Origin of the sequence: Devosia sp., from assembly GCF_017307565.1 — a bacterium.
In the GTDB taxonomy this organism is placed as follows: Bacteria; Pseudomonadota; Alphaproteobacteria; order Rhizobiales; family Devosiaceae; genus Devosia.
Genome location: NZ_JAFKHD010000332.1, coordinates 1 through 20290 on the forward strand (window position 1 = coordinate 1; position 20290 = coordinate 20290).

The 20290-nt window shown below is 64.1% G+C and carries 13 protein-coding genes; 8 read left to right on the forward strand and 5 right to left on the reverse strand.

Features of this window, described 5'->3' with window-relative positions; translation table 11 throughout:
• The coding region (locus J0I64_RS12225) for a hypothetical protein (RefSeq protein ID WP_291408556.1) at positions 1 to 1066 on the forward strand (1066 nt) is incomplete at its 5' end.
• Here J0I64_RS12225 and J0I64_RS12230 read toward each other — a convergent pair.
• Complete coding sequence (locus tag J0I64_RS12230; protein WP_291408559.1) at positions 1063 to 3000, reverse strand: FAD-dependent oxidoreductase; 1938 nt, start codon at positions 2998 to 3000, stop codon at positions 1063 to 1065. The two genes, J0I64_RS12225 and J0I64_RS12230, sit on opposite strands and share 4 nt — an antisense overlap.
• Complete coding sequence (locus J0I64_RS12235) at positions 2997 to 4073, reverse strand: hypothetical protein (RefSeq protein WP_291408560.1); 1077 nt, start codon at positions 4071 to 4073, stop codon at positions 2997 to 2999. The genes J0I64_RS12230 and J0I64_RS12235 overlap by 4 nt, the downstream gene beginning before the upstream one ends.
• Before the next feature lie 137 nt (positions 4074 to 4210).
• Between J0I64_RS12235 and ccmI the strand changes: the two genes are divergently transcribed.
• The 5 genes from ccmI to J0I64_RS12260 are packed head-to-tail and all read left to right on the forward strand — an operon-like array spanning position 4211 to position 11134.
• The gene (gene ccmI, locus J0I64_RS12240; protein WP_291408580.1) at positions 4211 to 5290 is read left to right on the forward strand and encodes a c-type cytochrome biogenesis protein CcmI; all 1080 of its coding nucleotides are present in this window, start codon (positions 4211 to 4213) and stop codon (positions 5288 to 5290) included.
• Positions 5287 to 5766 carry a cytochrome c maturation protein CcmE gene (ccmE, locus tag J0I64_RS12245; protein WP_291408562.1) on the forward strand — a complete coding sequence of 160 codons (480 nt, stop codon included), beginning with the start codon at positions 5287 to 5289 and terminating at the stop codon, positions 5764 to 5766. The genes ccmI and ccmE overlap by 4 nt, the downstream gene beginning before the upstream one ends.
• Positions 5763 to 7736 (forward strand): heme lyase CcmF/NrfE family subunit, encoded by a 1974-nt coding sequence (locus J0I64_RS12250; RefSeq protein ID WP_291408564.1) that lies wholly within the window; start codon positions 5763 to 5765, stop codon positions 7734 to 7736. The genes ccmE and J0I64_RS12250 overlap by 4 nt, the downstream gene beginning before the upstream one ends.
• Positions 7733 to 8212 carry a cytochrome c-type biogenesis protein gene (locus J0I64_RS12255; protein WP_291408566.1) on the forward strand — a complete coding sequence of 160 codons (480 nt, stop codon included), beginning with the start codon at positions 7733 to 7735 and terminating at the stop codon, positions 8210 to 8212. The genes J0I64_RS12250 and J0I64_RS12255 overlap by 4 nt, the downstream gene beginning before the upstream one ends.
• Before the next feature lie 42 nt (positions 8213 to 8254).
• Positions 8255 to 11134, forward strand: a complete 2880-nt coding sequence (locus tag J0I64_RS12260; RefSeq protein WP_291408568.1) for a bifunctional [glutamine synthetase] adenylyltransferase/[glutamine synthetase]-adenylyl-L-tyrosine phosphorylase — start codon at positions 8255 to 8257, stop codon at positions 11132 to 11134.
• Here the strand turns inward: J0I64_RS12260 and J0I64_RS12265 are convergent.
• From J0I64_RS12265 to pepN, 3 genes are all read right to left on the reverse strand, one after another.
• Positions 11131 to 11304, reverse strand: a complete 174-nt coding sequence (locus J0I64_RS12265; RefSeq protein WP_291408570.1) for a hypothetical protein — start codon at positions 11302 to 11304, stop codon at positions 11131 to 11133. The genes J0I64_RS12260 and J0I64_RS12265 overlap by 4 nt on opposite strands.
• Positions 11305 to 11306: 2 nt before the next feature.
• Positions 11307 to 12947: a HAMP domain-containing sensor histidine kinase gene (locus tag J0I64_RS12270; protein WP_291408572.1), complete on the reverse strand. Its 1641-nt coding sequence runs from the start codon at positions 12945 to 12947 to the stop codon at positions 11307 to 11309.
• A 269-nt stretch (positions 12948 to 13216) separates the two neighbouring features.
• Positions 13217 to 15853, reverse strand: a complete 2637-nt coding sequence (gene pepN, locus J0I64_RS12275) for an aminopeptidase N (RefSeq protein WP_291408574.1) — start codon at positions 15851 to 15853, stop codon at positions 13217 to 13219.
• Positions 15854 to 16170: 317 nt separating this feature from the next.
• Between pepN and J0I64_RS12280 the strand changes: the two genes are divergently transcribed.
• Together J0I64_RS12280 and J0I64_RS12285 are read left to right on the forward strand one after the other, a co-directional pair.
• A complete protein-coding gene (locus J0I64_RS12280; protein ID WP_291408576.1) occupies positions 16171 to 18021 on the forward strand; it encodes an ABC transporter ATP-binding protein in 1851 nt (616 codons plus the stop codon).
• A 215-nt stretch (positions 18022 to 18236) separates the two neighbouring features.
• Complete coding sequence (locus J0I64_RS12285; protein ID WP_291408577.1) at positions 18237 to 20093, forward strand: ABC transporter ATP-binding protein; 1857 nt, start codon at positions 18237 to 18239, stop codon at positions 20091 to 20093.
• Positions 20094 to 20290: the final 197 nt, after the last annotated feature.

Consider the following 20290-nt stretch of genomic DNA (forward strand, 5'->3'; position numbering starts at 1 on the left):
GGTGAATATCGACGCCGCCCAGGCCATATGGGTTTGGGTTACGCGTGACCTCTGCAGCGACATCTTTACGCCCGAAAAAGTCAGTGCTGGCACTTTGCCCGCTTCCGAGGTGGAAGCGGCGATGCCCGAGATTCTCGGGCGCATGAAGGCGGGGCTCGCTCAGGGCCAATCCGACGTCGAGGGGGCGCGGCGACTGGCCGCGCAGCTTGGCCGGGAAGATGCACGCCAGCTGCTGCCAACGGTGATGCTGGCACTGCGCAACCGCGCACTGCTGGGCAAGGCCCAGGCTTTCGGCAAAGCCACCAATACCATCTCCGAAGAGACAGCGCTGGGCACGGCCATGCAGGCCATGCCCCTGCAGGATCCTGAACTGGCCGCGCTGGTTTTCCACGCGGCTCTGGGGCAGGTGACGCAGCCGACCAAGCTTATTCTCGCGGCCATCAAGGTTTCGGGCGCGGCCACCGAAGTTTCGGTGCGGCGCGCCGGTCTTGGGCCGCTGATCGATGCCTGTATCGCCCATGCACAGAACCAGCTGCGCTTTTTCCAGGCCATGGGGCCATTTGCCGACGTGGACCTGATCTGCAGGGCGCTCGAACGCTTCCACAAGCTGGTGCGCGCCCTGACCGGCTATCTCGAATTTGCCCGCAGCAGCCAGTCGACCACCGTGCTCTCGGCTATCACCAAGCACGTTTCGGACCGGCTGGAGCCGCGGCTCAAGGAGGTCGTGACCGATCTCAACCAGGCCATGCGGCGGCGCGAGAGCGCCGACCGTCTCGATACCGACAAGCTGCTGGCCGCGGTGGGCGGGATTTATCTCCTCGCGACCGTGCGCGATTGCCGCGATTCTCTGGCCCTCAACTCGGTCTTCGAACAGGCATGGCACCAGTCTGGCCAGGCGCTGGAAATCCACATCCAGCGCAATATGGACCTGTTCAAGGAAAACCCGGACGACGCCAATACCATTGCGCGTCTCGATGCCGTCATCCAGATGGCGCATGTCCGCTTCTCCCCCGAATATGCCGAAACGCTGAAACGCGCGCGACAGGCCGTGGAGCGGCGGAGCTAGGACTGGATCTCGGCCGGGATCGCCTGGCCGAGATCTCTCACCACCAGCTTTTTTGCCGATGCGGCGAGGAGGGCCTCGGTCTTACCATCGCGCGTGCGCAGGACGACGCCGATGGCGCGGCGCGGATCGAGCGCGTCTTCATCCTCAAAAATCAGTGCGCCGGCGCCCAGTTGCCACGCTGGATCGTGTCGCAGCACCACGAGCGCGGCGTGGGGGCCAAAGCGGTCAGCGAGATAGGCGGGAACGGGCGGGGGCTCGGCCGGCGTGACGGCTTGGGCCGAAGACGCCGGGTGGAGCGGCACGAGTGCGACGCGCTCCTGCGCCACGATGCCAGCCGATTCCTCAGGAATGAGACCAATGCCGACGCCGGCGCAGATGGCACCGATCGAAAGCGGCTGCGGCGCTTCGGAGAGTACGCGCACAGGGGTTTTACCCGGTCCGCGGAATATCTGCGTCCAGTGCCGCGGCTGCGGCGCTGCGGGGCGCAGCATCAGCGCGTCGTCGGCATCAAGATAGGTCGGTGCGGCGGCGTCTCCGCTCGCTTCGGCTGACATTTGCCGATCGGGCGTTTCATAGTAGGCGTCGATGACCGGATCGTCGACGCCAGGGCCGGAGCGGCCGAGCAGCCGGTCCACGGCGTCCAGGCCGCTGGTGAGGCAACCGCGACGCGTGAAATGGCCGGCGGCGGAACCGGCGAGGACCACACCGGGCACGGTGCCAATTGGCTCGAGACGCTGGCGCTTGGGGTTCCAGCGGCTTTCGCCGCCCGACAGATGCCAGAGCGTCAGGTCGGGCTGCCAGCCGCCGCTGAGGACCAGCCGGTCAACGACGACAGGCTCGCCATGGGGTAGGGCGACCGACAGGCGGCCATGTTGGCCCGGGGTGATGGCGGTGGGGACCGTGCCGGGGAACTGGCGGATGCCATAGGCCTTGCAGAATTCGATGTAGCGCGAGTTGGCGTGGTCGCGCCCTTCAAGGATGCGATCGAGCGTCGCGCCGCTGCCATCGAGCAGGGTCGCTAGGCGATAAGCGGGATTGCCCGAGGTGGCGAGCATCCAGGAATGGCCGGGCCAAATGCCATAGCGATAGGCCAGTTCAAACGCTTCCTGAGCCCCGGCGATCCCCGGCAGGCGATTGCCCGAGAGGACCGGCAGACGCTCGAAGGCGCCGGTGGCAATGACGATATGGCGGGCCGAGAAATCGACGACCCGTGAAGTTACCGGCTCGGCTTCGGTATCGAGCTGATGCACGCGAACGAGGTTTTCGCCGATGGCAAACACCTCGGCATGGGTGAGGACGGTGATCGCATTGCTGGCGATGATCTCGGACACCAGCGCAGCAATGTTCTCCTGCGGCGTGTTTTCGCCGTCCTGGGTGCCGAAGAGGCCGGAATGGCCGCCGACATGTGGGCTGGCTTCGAGAAGGGTGACCTGGAGACCGGCCCGCGCGCCCGCAAGCGCCGCCGCCATGCCGGCAACGCCGCCGCCGATGACGACGAGATCGGTCGAGGCGCCCCGCTCGCCCTTGATGGCGCGCCATGGGCGCACGAGGCTGCCATTGGCATTGAGCGTCAGGCCAAGGGTGCGCCCAGGCTGGAAGAGACGGGAAAAAAGACCCGGAGAGGGGCCATTCGCAAGGATGCGATATTCAACGCCATCCCGGGCGGGCGTGCGCTCCATGGGGAGAGCGTGGGTGGGCGCGTGGGCATAGGTGATGGCTGGCGCGGCGCTTTCGCGCAGGCCGATGGGCGAGCCCGAATGTGTGCCCATCGTGTCGACACCGGAGGCCAGCAGGGCGCTGAGGATGGTATCGCCGCGAAAACCGGGAATGACGCGGCCATTGATGGTGAACCGGATTGGCCGGTCGCGCTCGATATAGGCGCCGGCAAGTCCCTTGCCGGTGGTGGCGGGTAGGCGATTGGTGTCAGGCCTCATGCCGCCCGCTCTTCAAATCCGGAGGTGAATTCGGCGACGGAAGCGCCGCTATTGCCGCGGTCGGCGCGGCGCGCATCGCACCATGCGCCTTCCTCGGCGCTGGCCTCGCCCGCCAGCCAGCGCGCCAGAACCGGCGCGAGGAAAATGCCGGTGGGGCCAAGACCGGTCAACAGCTGCACGCCCTCCGGCACGACTGGGCCAAGCAACGGCGCGCCATCGCTTGAGGCGAGAGCTTCGAAACCGACCTGACCAACCTGCTGCAACTGGCCGGATTCGGCTGTTAGTTCCGCAATCGCGGTGGAAAATGCCCCCAACGTCCCAAGGCCCATGGCTGCCATGCCGCCCTCTTCATGTTGGACGAGCACCGTGCCGCTATCGAGTTGCAGCATGATCGGGCCGGCCAGGTGCTGACTCGATGCGGTCAGAATGCTCGCCTGCTGTCGACGCAGCAATTGCGAGGGCCACTGCCACCCCGGCAGATGGTTCAGAATGGTGGTATCGTCGACGAGCACGGCGTGCCGCGCCGCAACGAGGTTTTCGCCGGCGCCGATCTCCACCGAGCCGGCTTCGCCAAAGAAAATGGCAGCATCGGAGAGGCGTTTGACGCCCTCGCGGGTGAGCCAGGCTTCGAGGGTGGGTTCAAAAGCGGGGCGATTGATGGTCAGGGCATCGCCGATACGCAGGGCCTTTCGGCCCTCACCGATTTTCGAGGGGGGCACGGGTTCGACGAGGATACCATAGGCGCTGGCCATATGGGAAAAGTGCCCCAGGGCTTCGGTGCCGATGGGACCATCGGCGAAGAAAATGGGATCGACACGACGCAGGGCTCCGCGCCCGCCGATCTTGGCGATGAGCTTTGAGGCTTCCGGTACGGTCGCTGCCAGCAGCGCCCATGTTTCCGGCCGAGTGATCGGGGCAACGGATAGGTCGATGGCGCGCGGCAGGCGGTAGCGCGCCAGGGCAGAACCCACCGTGACCACCTTCCGCCCGTGTTGGCTTGCGAGGAGGCCGGCGATCACCCCAGAGAGGGGGCTCGAGCCGAAGACGGCGAAGTCGACCTGCGTCTCGCTCATCGCCTCAGACTCCTGCGACGAGCCGCCGCAGTGGCAATGCGTCCACAGCGAACACGCGGGTTTTGGTGGTTTTTCGCCGCAATGGGCTTATAGAGAACCCAACCTTGCTCGTTGAGGAAAGCAAGCGTTTGGGGCCCATGATTTTCTGGTTCATCGCCATTGCAGTCACCGCCATTGCCTGCGCCGCGTTGTTGTACGCGGGTCGCCGTCGCGTGGTCAACGGAAGCACCGCCGAAACGGCCGATGCGAACAGCCATTTCCGCCTTGTGCTGGCTGGAATTGACGCCGACCTTGCCGCCGGCAAGATCGGCGCCGAGGAAGCCGTCGGGGCCAAGGGCGAACTCGCCCGCGAAATGCTACGCGCCAAGGCCGACACCGGGCCTGCCGCTTCGGGCGAGATTGGGCGAGGCGCGCTGGTTGCCGGCATTGGCCTCGTCGCGGTAACTGCCCTCGCGCTCTATGGCCTTCTGGGCAGCCCCAATATGCCGACGCAGCCCCTCGCCGGGCGCGCCGATGTGGCGGCGCAGAACATGAGCCTCGAAGCCGCGATCGCGCGTATCGAAGCCCAGCTTGCGACGAACCCCGAGGATCTGCGCGGTTGGACCGTTTTGGCACCGGCCCTGCTCGAAGTCGGCCGCTATGCCGACGCGGCCGATGCCTATGGGCGGGTCATTGATCTTTCCGCCCCGACTGCACAGTTGCTGGCCGACCGCGCCGAGGCGCTGCTGCTGGCGGCAGGCGACGCCGGTTCGGAAGAAGCCATGGGGCTCCTCCGCGCCGCCGCCGAAATGGACCCCAAGCACGTTCAGTCGCGCCTCTATCTTGCAGCCGAGCTGACCCGGATGGGCCAGTATGAAGAGGCCGCCCGCTTCTGGCAGGCAGCGATAGACCTCGCCAAGGGCGACGAAGTCTGGCTGACGGCGGCGCGCCAGGGTCTTTCGGTGGCCCAGAATGATGGCGTCGACACCACGGTGCAGGAACAGGCCGAAATGATCCGCGGCATGGTCGACGGGCTCACCTCGCGGCTCTATGCCGATGGCGGAACCATCGAGGAATGGGCGCAGCTCGTGCGCTCCTACATCGTCCTCGGCGATCTTCCCAATGCCCAGACGGCCTATGATCGGGCGGTCGTCGCCTATCCGCTGGCTTTCGACCGCGGCGAACTCGACAGTATGGCGCTGGGAGCAGGCCTCAAGCTCAATGGAGACCAGAGATGACCATGCCGTCTGCCGTTCGCCGCAAGGGATGGTCGCGCAAGCAGAAACGTCTTGCTGTGATCGCGGGTCTCGGGCTGGTGCTGGTGCTCGCAGCGGCGCTGGTGTTGACCGCGCTGCGTGATCAGATCGTCTTCTTCTATTCCCCGACCGACGTGCAGACCCGCGGCGTTGAGCCCGGCCACCCCATTCGCCTCGGCGGTCTCGTCAAAAACGGCTCCTGGGTGCGCGAGGGGCAGTCGAACACCTTTGTCGTGACCGATGGCGCCACAGAACTGGCCGCTCACTATGTCGGCATTCTCCCCGATCTTTTCCGCGAGGGGCAGGGCGTGGTGGCCGAGGGCTCGATCGGGCCGGACGGCCGCTTCGAGGCCAGTAACGTGCTGGCCAAGCACGACGAGAACTATCTGCCGCGTGAGGTTGTCGACGCTCTCAAGGCGCAGGGCGAATGGCGGCCGGAGGAGACTGCAAAGCCGTGAGCATCGAGCTTGGTCATTTTGCCCTGATCCTTGCCTGCGCCATCGCGCTGGGTTCGGCCGTCGGCGGCCTGCTGTTCTGGCGCAGTGGTCAGCGCCTGTCACAGGTTCTGGCACAGGCATCGGTTCTGCAATTCGTGCTGGTTGCGGTGGCCTTTCTCGCGGTTGTGCAGGCCTTCGTCGTTTCCGATTTCTCGCTGAAACTTGCGGCGGACAATTCGCATTCGCTGAAGCCGCTGATTTTCAAGATCTCGGGCGTCTGGGGCAATCACGAAGGTTCGCTCCTGCTCTGGATTCTGATCCTGGTGCTTTTCGGTGCACTGGTCGCAGCTTTCGGCCGGCGTCTGCCGGCGGATCTTTTGAACCTTGTACTCGGCGCACAGAGCCTGCTCGTCGTCGCCTTTGGCGGGTTCACGCTTTTCACTTCCAACCCGTTCGCGCGGCTGGCCTCACCCCCTCTCGAGGGGGCTGATCTCAACCCCATCCTGCAGGACGTCGGCCTCGCCATTCATCCCCCGCTTCTCTATGCGGGCTATGTCGGTTTTTCGATCTGCTTCTCCTTCGCCATGGCGGCGCTGATTTCGGGTCGGATCGACCAGGCCTGGGCGCGCTGGGTGCGGCCGTGGACCATGCTGAGCTGGATTTTTCTGACCCTTGGCATCGCCATGGGCTCCTACTGGGCCTATTACGAACTGGGCTGGGGCGGCTGGTGGTTCTGGGATCCGGTCGAGAATGCGAGCTTCATGCCCTGGCTTGCCGGCACGGCGCTGCTGCATTCGGCCCTGGTGATGGAAAAGCGCAATGCGCTGAAAATCTGGACGATCTTTCTGTCCATCATCACCTTCTCGCTCTCCCTGCTGGGCACCTTCCTTGTCCGCTCTGGCATCCTGACCTCGGTCCATACCTTTGCCAGCGATCCTACCCGAGGTCTGGTCATCCTGACGATCCTCGCGGTCTTGATCGGCGGCGCCTTCCTGCTCTTCGCACTGCGGGCCAGCAGCCTGCGGCAGGGCGGGCTTTTCGCGCCCATCAGCCGCGAAGGCGCGCTCATTCTCAACAACCTGTTCCTCGCCACGGCCGTGGGCGCGGTGCTGGTGGGAACGCTCTACCCGCTGGTGCTCGACGCGCTGGTTGGGACGACGATCTCGGTTGGTGCGCCCTTCTTCAATCTCACCTTCGGCGCTCTCATGGCGCCGCTGCTGCTGATCCTGCCTTTTGGGCCTTTGCTGCCCTGGAAGCGGGCCGACCTCGTGGCGGCAGGGCAGCGGCTGGCGGGCCTCGCGGCCGTGGCGATCTTCCTCACCATCCTCGTTTCCTCGCTTGGCGGGGTGTCCATTTCACTAGCGCCGCTTGGGCTGTTGCTCGGCTTCTGGGTTACTTTTGGCGCCCTTGCCGAACTGATCGAGCGCAGCAAGCTTGGCCGCATTCCTGTTCGCGAAAGCGTTCGCCGCCTCGTCGGTCTGCCGCGCACCATCTGGTCGACTGCGCTCGGCCATATGGGGCTGGGCCTCACGGTGCTAGGCATTGTCTCGGTGACGGCCTGGGAAACGGAGCTGGTGACGACGCTCAATCCCGGCGAAACCACCGAGCTGAGCGGCTATAGCGTCACTTTCGACCGTTTCGAGCAGGTGCCGGGGCCGAACTATCTCGCCGATACAGGCCGGTTCACCATCACCGCACCGGGCGGTGGCAACAAGGAACTGTCGCCCGAGCGCCGCATCTACGTGGCGAGCGGCATGCCGACGACTGAAGCCGCTATCGAAACCTACGGCTTCTCGCAGTTCTACCTGCAACTGGGCGAACCGCTCGATGACACCCACGTCATCCGCATCTGGTACAAGCCCTATATCCTGCTGATCTGGATCGGCGCGCTGGTCATGGCCGGTGCCGGCGCCCTGTCGCTGACCGATCGCCGCCTGCGCGTAGGCGCCCCGCAGCGCGCGGCAAAGCCCAGCCTGGAGCCGGCGGAATGACGCGCCTGTTCTCGCTGCTCGCGCTGGTTTTCTGCCTCGCCGTGCCCGCTCTGGCGGTCTCGCCCGACGAAATGCTCGACAATCCGGTGCTGGAACAAAGGGCCCGCGATATTTCGTCGGGCCTGCGCTGCCTCGTCTGCCAGAACCAGTCCATCGACGATAGCGATGCCGATCTGGCGCGCGATCTGCGCATTCTGGTGCGAGAGCGGCTGGTAGCCGGCGATACCAATGCCGAGGTCGAGCAATATCTCGTCGACCGCTACGGCGAATATGTGCTGCTCAATCCCCGGCTCAACAACCACACCTTTATCCTCTGGATCGCAGCGCCCGCGCTGCTGCTGCTGGGGCTCAGCGGCCTCATTCTTGCCGTGCGAAAAACCCCGTTCAGGGGGCGGGAGCCGGCGCTGACCGAGGACGAAAAGCGCGTCCTGGTCGAGCTTTCCGAAGCCGACGAGGGCGCTGCGCGAAAGGGCTAGCAGCGGCTTGCTGGCGCCCCGAGCGCAGGATATGCCTCTCCTATGAGCACCATCCTTGCACCTCTGCCCGCCGTTCCGCATCCCGGTTTTGACGCCCTGCTGGCCGAGTTGCCGGCGGCGCTCCTGCCCGCCTTCAAGACGGCCGAACCGACGCTTGGGCCGCTGCTGCAATCTGCGCCTTATCTGCTCGAACTGGCGCGCACGCATGCCGAATGGCTGGCCGATGCCCTCGAGCGGGGCCCCGATACCGCCTTTGCCGATCTCATCGCCGTGGTGGCCGAAACCGGCATCACCGCCGAGGAGGCGGAGCTCGGACAGACGCTGCGCATCGCCAAGGGCCGCACGGCGCTCCTCGCGGCCGTAGCCGAAACCGGCGGCGTCTGGACCACGGCGCGCGCCACCGAAGCGCTCTCCGACCTCGCCGATGCGGCGCTCGAGGCCGCGCTCGATTTCCTCATGCTCCAGGCGTACGACAAGGGACAGCTGGTGCTGCCGCGCGAGGCGGCGCGAGCCAAAAATTCCGGTCTCGCGCTCTTTGCTCTCGGCAAGCATGGCGGGCGCGAGCTCAACTACTCCTCCGACATCGACATCGTCGCGTTCTTCGATCCGCAAAAACCGGCCCTGGCCGACCCCAGCGAAGGCACGAAGATCTATTCGCGCATGGTGCAGCGCCTGGTTGGGCTGATGGAGGACCATCAGGCCCATGGCTATGTCTTCCGTACTGACCTGCGCCTGCGGCCCGATCCGGGTTCGACGCCCGTCGCGCTCTCGGTCGATGCCGCGCTCGCCTACTACGAAGTCCGCGGCCAGAACTGGGAGCGCGCCGCCTGGATCAAGGCGCGTCCCTGTGCCGGCGACCGGCAGGTGGGCGAAGCCTTCGTCAAGGAGCTGGCGCCCTATGTCTGGCGCAAGCATCTCGATTTCGCGACCATCGCCGATATCCAGGCGATGAAGCGCCAGATCAATGTTTCCAAGAAAGTGGGCGACATTCGTGTCGAGGGTCACAATGTGAAACTCGGTCGCGGCGGCATTCGTGAGATCGAGTTTTTTGCCCAGACCCAGCAGCTGATTGCCGGCGGGCGCGACAAGGCGCTGCGCGTACGCCCGACTTCCCAGGCGCTGGCAGCGCTCGCCGCAGCCAACTGGATCAGCCCAACGACGGCCAGCGAACTGACCGAAACCTACTGGTACCTACGCGCGGTCGAGAACCGCCTCCAGATGCTGCGCGACGAGCAGACCCACATCATGCCCGATACGCCCGAAGCCGTGGCGGTCATCGGCCGGCTCATGGGCCAGCCCGACCTGCCAATGTTCGAAGCGACCTACCGCGCCGCGCTGGAACGCGTCGCGCGCTACTATGCCGAATTGTTCACCGGAGGCGAGTCGCTGGGCACCGTCGAAGGCAATCTGGTCTTTACCGGCAGCGACGACGATCCGAACACGCTCGAAACCCTGACCAATATGGGCTTTGCCGATGCGCACAAGGCCATCGAGACGGTGCGCAAGTGGCACTACGGCAGCTACGCCGCCACACGCAGCGCCGCCGCACGGGCGCACCTCACCGAGCTTCTCCCGGCGTTGTTGACGACGCTGGCGGCCGCCGGCAATGCCGATCTCGGCCTCGCCCGCATGGACGATTTCCTCTCGCGCCTGCCCGGCGGCGTGCAGCTCTTCGCCCTGTTGCGCAACCACGCGCAATTGCGCTCGCTGCTGGTGCAGTTCATGGCCTCTGCCCCACGCATGGCCGAGGCGGTCATCCATCGCGCCCATGTCGTCGACGGGCTGATCGACCCGGCCTTTGCCAATGACGTGACGCATCGCGACGTGCTTGTCGCCAAGGTCGATTCCTTCCTGGCTGATGCGCGCACCTATGAGGAGCTGATCGACCGCGCCCGCATCATTGGGCAAGAGCAGAAATTCCTCGTGGCGGCTGGCCTTCTTTCCGGCACGGTCAGCGCAGCAGTCGCCGGCGAACAGTTTACCGCCCTCGCCGAAACTCTGCTCAACCGCCTCTTTGCCAGTGTGCAGGACGAGTTCGCCCGTCGCCATGGCCGCATCGAAGGCGCCTCAACGACGCTCCTCGCCTTCGGCAAGATGGCCAGCGGCGAGATGACCTTCACCTCCGATCTAGACTTCATCCTGCTCTATGACGGGCCGGACGCGGAATCCGATGGCGAACGGCCGCTGGCCACCTCGCACTATTTCGCCCGCCTGACCCAGCGCCTCGTCGCGGCCCTCGCAGCGCCGACCAGCGAAGGGGTGCTTTACGAAACGGATATGCGTCTGCGCCCCTCGGGCAATGCCGGCCCGCTGGCCACTAGCCTTGCCTCCTTCCGCTCCTATCAGCGCGGCGAGGCCTGGACCTGGGAACATCTGGCCCTCAGCCGCGCCCGCGTCGTTGCCGGCACAGGCAGTCTGCCCAAGGTGGTTGAAGACGAAATCGCCGCTGTCATGGCCATGCCGCGCGACAAGGCCAAGACCATCGACGATGTGGTCACCATGCGCGCGCTGATGGCCAAGGAGCGCAAGCCGCGCCACGCCTTCGATCTCAAGCTGGCCGATGGTGGCCTTGTCGATCTCGAATTCATTGCGCAGTCGGCGCAGCTCGTCGCTGGTGCGGCGATTGGCCTGCCCCAGGCAACACCCGCCCGCGTCCTCGCGCGCATGGGCGAAATCGGCCTCCTGCCCAAGGGGCAGCGCCTTGCGGAAATCCACACGGTCTACGCCACGGTGCTGCAGGTGATGAGTTCGGCGCTGGTCAGTCCGTTCAAGGAAGAGGCCTGGTCGCCCGCCTTCCAGGACCTGCTGGCCCAGCTTTGCCACTACCCCGATTTCGGTCGTCTCGCGCTCGATATCGCTGACATGCAGGGCGAAGTCGCCGCGGCCGCCAAGGCATGGTACGAGACGGCGCGGACGCTCTAGTCCGGCCGCTTCGGCGCGGCGATGCCGCGCGCAGCCAGTTCCCGCTTGATGCTCTCGGGCATTTCGCGGCAACCGCAGACCTGAGCATGTTCGATATGCCAGGCGATCCGCTCGTCGAGTTTCGCCTTCGGGCCCAGACGATGCGTTTCGTGCCATTCTCGGTTGATCATGATCAGGCCGCCGCGGTGATTTCAGCGTGTCCTGCCCCGATCGGCAGGGAGATGGCAACGGTGGTGCCGATGCTCGGCGTTGAGTCGATCACCATGCGGCCACCACTCAGCTCGGCAATGGCCCGCGAGATCGAAATGCCGAGACCCGGGCCAACGCCGTCGCGCGTGAAAGTCGCATCCCCGAGGGCGAAGGGCTGGCGCAGGCTCGAAAGCCGCTCGTCGTTCATGCCGATGCCCGTATCGGTGATTTCGATAACGACACCGTCGTCGGCCGCAAAAGTCGCAAGGGTCAACTGCCCGCCGGCCGGAGTAAAGCGGATGGCGTTTTCAACGATATTGCTGACCATGCGCACCAGCGCCAGCCGATCGCCGCAGAGCACGGCGCCGGTTTCGGCGTTGACCGACAGCGAGAGACCCGCGCGGTTGATCGGTCCGCGGAAGCGGCGGCAGACCGAGGTGATCACTTCATCGACCGGCACCGCGTCGGTGCGCAGCACCTTCTGGCCGTTTTCGAGTTCGGCGAGATCGAGAATGGCGGCGAAGGAATTGAGCAGGTGTTCGCCCGAGCTTTTGATCGTGCGCACATATTCGTCATAGTGCGGGTCGCCCAGCGCGCCATAGGTCTCGCTCGCCATCAGCTCGGCAAAGCCGATGATGTGGTTGAGTGGGGTGCGAATGTCGTGGCTGAGATGAGCGAGGAAATTGGTCTTAGCCCGGCTCGCGGCCTCGGCACGGATCTTTTCCTCATGATAGCGGCGCGCCAGGAGGCGCTGTTCGGCCCGGATGGTCGAGAGCAGCACATCGGTGCGTTTGCGCTCGGTCTCGTCCGACAGCAGGGTCATGAAACCGCCATCGGGCAGAGGGCGCTCGTCGATCAGCAGGCAGGAGCCGTCTTGCTGGTGCAGTTCGAGAACGCGACTGCCGTCCTCTTCACGCAGCAGCTTCAAATAGCCGCCCGCAGCCAGGCGTCCCAGCGCTTCCGAATAGGTGATGCTGTCTTCTTCGAGCTTCAGGCGCTCTCGATAGTCGCCATTGCAGACGATCATTTCGCCCTTGGACGTCCAGCAGGCAACGCCCATGGGGATCGCGGCCGTCAGCGAGCGATAGGTGTGTCGCTCCATCGGATCCGGCATCGCCTCGCCACGGCGTCGGCGGAGGGTGAAAGCGGTGATAAGGCCCGCAAGGGCAAGGGCCGCCGCGCCGCGGCCGGTAATCGCGCCGATGGCGCCCGATTGCTCGGCCTGAAGGCTCAGCATGCCATGGTCGCCGGCCGGAATCACCTCGGAGAAAACGTCGCCGAAGTCGCTTGCGGCCTCGACGAAGCGCGCGTCGATAACGCCGGGATATTCGCCTTGGGTGCTCGCGAGGGTGGCGCTTGCCCTCTCAAGCGGCTCGTGCGCCACGCGCGCGGCGACGGCGGTGCCGATCAAAGCGAGTTCGCGTTTGAGTGTCCCAAGTGTGGTGACGGCGTCATAGGCGATGAAGAGGCCGGCAGCGGCAAAGGCTGTCGTCGCGACAGCTAAAGTGATGGGCGAGAGGATGCGGGATGCAGTCGTGCCTTGGTGGCGGAGGCGCCTTTGTTGATGTCCGTTGCCCATGCCGAATCCGTCAGCACCGGCGCCGGAGGCCTCCGACGACTGCATAAAAGTCTCCACATATGTAAGGGGTTAGCCCCGAAGCGATTTGCCCGTTAACAAGTAATGAATCAGCCGCAGGGGGCTTGTCCATAGGGCTCTGCGGGCCTTTCCGGGCCCAACGCCAAAACGTGAGTCTCTTGAATCACTTAGGCGAAAAGAAAAATCGTTCTATGTCCGCGGGGCGTCGGCTCGGCCGAGGCGTGCCCTGTGGAAGACTTCCGTGTCCCCCCCTTTTGAGGGCGGGAGACACGTGGTTTTGGTGAATTGGCAGCGGTTTAGCCGGCAAGGATTCGGTCGACGATGTCGCCGGTATTGCGGCTGAGGGTATGCTGATTCTTCAGCGCCTCGAGCGCACTGCGGCCCGCCTCGCGCCTTCCGGCCTCAAGCAGGGGCAGAATGCGGAAGCCGGTGAGGATGCGCGCGGCGACTTGCGGATTGACCTTGTCGATCTCCGCCGCCGCTTCCGCGACGAAACGGAAACCGAGGCCGTCACCGCGGGCAAACTGCGCCGGGTTGGTCATCACGAAGCTGCCGAGCAGGGCGCGCAGCCGGTTCGGATTGGTGCGCGGGAAATCGGGCGCCGCCAGGATGGACCGCAACCGCTCGATCACGCCATCGTCCGGTGCCTGTGAAGAGGCGACCAGCCACTTGTCGAACACCAGTGGGTCGCCGCTGAAGCGCGCGCGGAAATCACCGAGCAGGGCCTGCGCCGCCGATGTCCAGTTTTGCGCCGAGATCGCGAGTGCCGCATAGCGGTCAGTCATGTTGCCGGCGGCCTGATACTGAGCCTCGGCCAGCGACGCACCGAGGTCAGAGCCGGCCGTCAGGAGCGACAGGAGGCCATTGCGCAGCGAGCGCCGACCGGCCTGGGCCGCGTCGGGGCTATAGGGCTCGTTGAGCGTCAGTTCGGCGTGGAGCGCGGCCAGCCTGTCGGCGATCGGCCCGACAATGGCGCGGATCAGCGCAGCGCGCGTTGCCGCCACTGTACCCGGGTCGACATCTTTGCCGATCTGGCGGGCAATGACGGTTTCATCCGGCATGGCGATGACCTGCGCCTTGAAGGCATGGTCGAGCGCGGGATCTTCCAGCGTGTCGATGATCGCCTGGCGCAGGGCATCCACATCGGCCCCCTCAGGCTGGCGCCCGGTCGCGGCCGCCGCCATCAACTGGGTCGAAACGGTCTGCAGCGCGTCCCAGCGATTGAACGGATCGCTATCGTGGCGCGCAAGGAACAGCAGGTCCTGCTGGGTCAGGTTGGTCGCGAGTTTGACGGGCGCCGAGAAGCCACGGAACAGCGACGGCACGGGACGGTTGGCAACGCCGGTAAAAGTCAGGGTGACGCTGTCACCATCGAGCACGATGAGATCGTCCTGCACCGTGCCACCAGTCACTCCGCTCCAGCCCATGGGGCTGCCATTGGGGCCGATAAGGCCGAATTTCACCGGGATGACGAAAGGCGGCTTGTCCGGCTGGCCCGGCGTTGGCGCGGTCTTCTGCGACAGGGTCAGGGTATAGGTCTGGCTCGCTGCGTCATAGCTGTCGCTGGCGGTAACCGCGGGCGTGCCCGCATTGAGATACCAGCGCGAAAACTGGCCGAGATCGGTGCCCGTTGCATCCTCGAAGACCTTCAGGAAGGCCTCGATCGTGGTCGCCTCGCCGTCATGACGCTCGAAATAGAGGTCCATGCCTTTGCGGAAGCCGGCTTCGCCGAGGAGCGTCGCCAGCATGCGGACGACTTCCGAGCCCTTCTGGTAGACGGTCGTCGTGTAGAAGTTGTTGATCTCGCGATAGTGGTCCGGCCGGGGCGGATGGGCGAGCGGGCCGCCGTCCTCGGGGAACTGCGTGATGCGCAGGTTCTCGACGTCATGAATGCGCTGCACCGGGCGGCTGCGCTCGTCCGAAGAGAATTCCTGGTCGCGATAAACGGTCAGGCCTTCCTTGAGACAGAGCTGGAACCAGTCGCGGCAAGTGATGCGATTGCCGGTCCAGTTATGGAAATATTCGTGCGCGATGACGCGCTCGATATTGGCATAGTTGGCGTCGCTCGCCGTCTCGGGCAGGGCAAAGACCAGCTTGTCATTGAAAATGTTGAGCCCCTTGTTCTCCATCGCGCCGAAGTTGAAATCGGAAACGGCGACGATGTTGAACACGTCGAGATCATACTCGCAGCCAAAGCGCTTTTCGTCCCAGACCATAGAGCGCTTGAGGCTATCCATGGCATAGGCGCATTCGGCTTCCTTGCCGTGGGTGCAATAGATGGCCAGGTCCACCTTGCGGCCGCTCATGGTGGTAAAAGTGTCGGTGATCGAGCCGAGATCGCCGGCCACGAGCGCGAAAAGATAGGCGGGCTTGGGGAAGGGGTCTTCCCAGAGAGCGAAATGCGTGCCGTCGCCGGCATCGCCCTTGTCGATCAGGTTGCCGTTCGAGAGCAGCACCGGCGCGACATCGCGCGGCGCCGTGATCCGCACCTTGAAGGGCGCGAGAATATCGGGGCGGTCGAGATAGTAGGTGATGCGCCGAAAGCCTTCCGGCTCGCATTGCGTGCACCAGGTGCCGCTCGAGCGGTAGAGCCCCATCAGCTTGGTATTGGTCTCGGGTGTCAGGTTCACTTCCGTTTCGAGCACGAAACGGCGGAACGGCGGCTCGACCACGGTCAGCCCGTTGTCATCGGTCGCATAGGCCGACAGCATCATCGGCAGGCCGTCGATGGCAATAGACTGCAGCGTCAACCCGTCGCCGTCGAGCACCAGCGAGGTGCCCGGCGCGGTTTCCGGCCGCGGCTCGATGGTCATCTGCGTCCGAACCCGGGTCACCGCCTCAGTGATCTTGAAATCCATGTCCACGGCGACAATCCGGTATGGCGTCGGGGCATAGTCCTTGAGGAAGATGGTGTGCTCGTTTTCGGTGCGCATGAAATGGTCCAGTGCAACGTTATTTTCTGGCATTCGAATGTGGCCAAGTGGCAACAGGCGACTCTAGCCATTTGTGTATGCTACGCCGCTCTTGGCTGCATAGCCCAATTCTTTGATGCCTTCGGGCATCACGGAGGAGGCCTGGGCTAAACGCCACGCGGCTCCTCTGCGTTCAATGGAACGTATCGAGCGCGGTCTTTAAAATTTCCCTGGATGGATCACCACCATCGCCAGCCCTGCTGACGGACGATGTCATCGCCGTCACGTAGCTTCTGGGCATGGTACTTCACTCTAGGGACGATTCTGTGGTGACGATGATGTTGAGTTGGTTCGAAAAGCGGCTGAATGCCTACCCCCTGGAGGAGCCGACTGAGCCCCCAAAGGGCCTACTAGCCTTCTGCCTGCACTATAGCCACGGCGCCAAGAAGTGGCTCGCCGCCATGACCATTCTTGGCGCGGCCATTGCTCTGCTCGAAATCTCGCTCTTCGGCTTCATGGGCTCGATCGTAGATTGGCTGAGTGCGGCCAACAAGGAAACCTTCCTTGCCGATGAAGGCTGGAAGCTTGCCGGCATGGGCGCCGTGCTGCTGCTGCTCATTCCGACGCTGCAGATCGTCGACGCGATGATCATTCACCAGACGCTGCTCGGCAACTTCCCGCAGCGCATCCGCTGGATGGCCCATCGTTATCTGATCCGTCAGTCGATGAGCTATTTCCAGGACGAGTTCGCCGGGCGCATCGGCGCCAAGCTGATGCAGACCTCGCTCGCCGTGCGCGAAGTGATGATGAAGGTGCTCGACGTGACGGTCTACGTCATCGTCTATTTCGTCGGCGCCGTCGTCCTTGCTGCCATGAGCGACATCTGGCTCGCCGTGCCCTTCGTCGTCTGGCTCGGCGCCTATCTCTGTCTCCTGCGCTACTTCATCCCGCGCCTTGGCAAGATTTCCGAGGCCCAGGCCGATGCGCGCTCGATGATGACCGGCCGCATCGTCGACAGCTACACCAATATCGCGACGGTAAAGCTGTTTTCGCATTCGCGCCGCGAAGAGACCTATGCCCGCGAGGCCATGGATGGCTTCCTCGGCACGGTCTACAAGCAGATGCGCATGGTGACCCTGCTCCAGGGCACGATCACGATGATGAATTGCCTGTTGCTCTTCGCCGTCTTCGCGGTGGGCATCTGGCAGTGGCTCAATGGCAATATGACGCCAGGCGCCATCGCCATTGCGGCCGCGCTCGTGCTGCGCTTCCAGGGCATGAGCCAGTGGGTCATGTGGGAAATGTCGGCTCTGTTCGAAAACATCGGCGTCGTGCGCGATGGCATCAATTCCATCTCGCTGCCGCGCGTTGTCTCCGACAAGCCCAACGCCCAGCCGGTCGGCCGTGTCGAAGGCGACATCAAGTTCGAGAACGTGTCGTTCCACTATGGCAAATCCTCGGGCGTCATCGAGGGGCTCAACCTCAATATCCGTCCGGGCGAGAAGATCGGCCTTGTCGGTCGCTCCGGCGCGGGCAAATCGACCATCGTCAATCTGTTGCTGCGGTTCTACGACCGGCAGGGCGGGCGCATTCTGGTCGATGGGCACGATATCTCGGACATCCAGCAGGATAGCCTCCGCGCCAATGTCGGCGTCGTCACCCAGGATACGTCTCTCCTTCATCGCTCGGTGCGCGAAAACATCGTCTATGGCCGGCCCGACGCGACCGACGAGGAGATGTTCGAAGCCGCCAAACTGGCCGAAGCGCACGACTTCATCCTTGGTCTTTCCGACTTCAAGGGTCGCAAGGGCTACGACGCCCATGTGGGCGAACGCGGCGTCAAACTCTCCGGCGGTCAGCGCCAGCGTATCGCCATTGCGCGTGTGCTCTTGAAAAATGCCCCCATTCTGGTGCTCGATGAGGCAACGTCCGCCCTCGACTCCGAGGTGGAGGCCGCCATCCAGAGCCAGTTCGAGCTGCTGATGACAGGCAAGACCGTGATCGCCATTGCCCATCGCCTCTCGACCATCGCCATGATGGACCGTCTGGTGGTGCTCGATAAAGGCGCGATCGTCGAGCACGGCACCCACGCCGAGCTCGTCGATTCCGGCGGCATCTATTCCCAGCTCTGGGCACGCCAGTCGGGCGGGTTCCTGGAGATGGACCAGGTCGAGGACGCGGCGCAGTAAGCGCCGCAGTCCCCAACAGATTTCAAATGCCCTTCATGGTGGAGGGCACCAACCAGAGGAGATCCCAAATGGGAGATATCATCATGACGCGACACGAAGGCAATCAGCCCGGTGCATTTGCCCCTAGCCAGCCCAAACCCACCGATAGGCACCGAACCTGATACGAACCCACTGAAAAGGTTCTGTCAGGCGCGGCTCAAGACAATGAGCAGAAAATGTTCAACCGCGTCATCGACTTCTTCGACAATCTCTATTCGCCCGTCGCCCTGGCCAAAAATCGCCAGCCGCCCATGGGCCTCCGACCCTTCGTCACCTACTTCGTCGCCCAGTTCAAAGCTGCCTTTGCCATCCGCATCGGTCTCGTCGCTATCGGCTCCATTGCCGATGCGCTGATGCCGGTCTTCGTCGGCATGGTGGTGGGCATGCTGGCTACGACCAATCCCGGCGAAATCTTCGACCTGCACACCCAGACCCTTCTGTGGATGGTCGTGGTCGTCGTCGTCATTCGGCCGCTCACCTTCGTGCTCGACACCCTGGTGCGCAATCACGGCATTGTCCCCAACCTAGTCGACATCGTCCGCTGGCAAAGCCACTGGCATGTCATCCGGCAGAGCTGGACCTATTTCCAGAACGACTTTGCCGGTCGCATCGCCAACAAGGTCATCCAGGCCGGCGAAGCCATCGAAATCGGGGTCAACCTCACCATCGACGCAGCCTGGTATGCGCTGGTCTTCGTCGTGGTCGCCGTCGTTGTGCTGGCCCAGCTCGATCCGATCCTGCTGATCCCGATCGGTGTCTGGCTGCTGCTCTATGCGGTGCTCTTCACCATCACCATGCCGCTCATCGCTCGCTATTCCGAGGACCTCTCGGAGAGCAAATCGGTGATGACTGGCCGCATCGTCGACAGCTACACCAATATCCAGACGCTGAAGACCTTTGCCTCGGGCGAGCACGAGGACAAATATGTGGCCGATAGCGTGCTCGACCACGCCATCAGCTTCCGCAAGTTGATGCGGGTCTTCACCTATATGTGGTCGGTCCTGTTCCTGCTCAATGCTGGCCTTGTGGTCTCGGTCACTTGGCTTGCGCTGGCCGGCTGGAACAATGGCACGCTCACTGCCGCGGCGGTGGCAACGGCCATTCCCTTCGCCCTGCAGATCATGAACATGAGCGGTTGGATCCTCGAAATCGGCTCCAACATCTTCCGTCAGATCGGCACGACACGGGACTCGATGGACACTATCGCCCAGCCCCTGACCATGCTCGACGCGCCGGAGGCCAAGCCTCTGGCGGTCACCAATGGCGAGCTGCATTACGACAATGTCAGCTTCAACTATTGGCGCGGCAAGGAAGGCTCGGTCATCGACGAATTCAGCCTCACGGTGAAGCCTGGCGAAAAGATCGGCCTTGTCGGCCGGTCCGGTTCGGGCAAGTCGACCCTGGTCAATCTCGCTTTGCGCATGTTCGACGTGCAGGACGGCTCCATCCGGATCGACGGTCACGACGTCCGCTCGGTGACGCAGGAAAGCCTCCGCGCCGCTATCGGCCTCGTCAGCCAGGATACGTCCCTGCTGCATCGTTCCGTCCGCGAAAACCTCAAATACGGCCGCCAGAACGCGACCGACGAGGAAATGATGCGGGCGGCCGAACAGGCCAATGTCCACGATGTCATCATGGGGCTGTCTGACCCGCAGGGCCGCAAGGCCTATGATGCCCATGTGGGCGAGCGGGGCGTAAAGCTCTCCGGCGGCCAGCGTCAGCGCGTTGCCATCGCCCGCGTTCTGCTCAAGAACGCGCCGATCCTGGTGCTCGACGAAGCCACGTCCGCCCTCGACTCCGAGGTGGAAGCGGCGATCCAGGAGCAGCTGACCATGCTGATGCAGGGCAAGACGGTGATTGCCATCGCGCACCGCCTATCGACCATCGCGGCCATGGACCGGCTCGTGGTGCTCGAAAAGGGCAAGATCGTGGAGGAGGGCACACACGCCCAGCTCCTCGCCTCAGGCGGCCACTACGCCATGCTATGGGAACGCCAGTCCGGCGGGTTCCTGGACCTCGAAGCGGCGCAGTAAAAGAAAGCCCCGGCCAAGTGCCGGGGCTTTTTCGTTTTGGAGGGAGCCTCGCTCTCCGCTGCAAGCAGCCAGCCGAAGGGGGGTACGCGCAAGGCCGGCCCAGCGCGCTGGAAAAGCCATGAGTCCCAGCGAAGGCTGGGACCTCTCTCCTCCACGCGCAGCGTTCAGCCGCAAGAGGCTCCTGCTTCCGCAGGAGC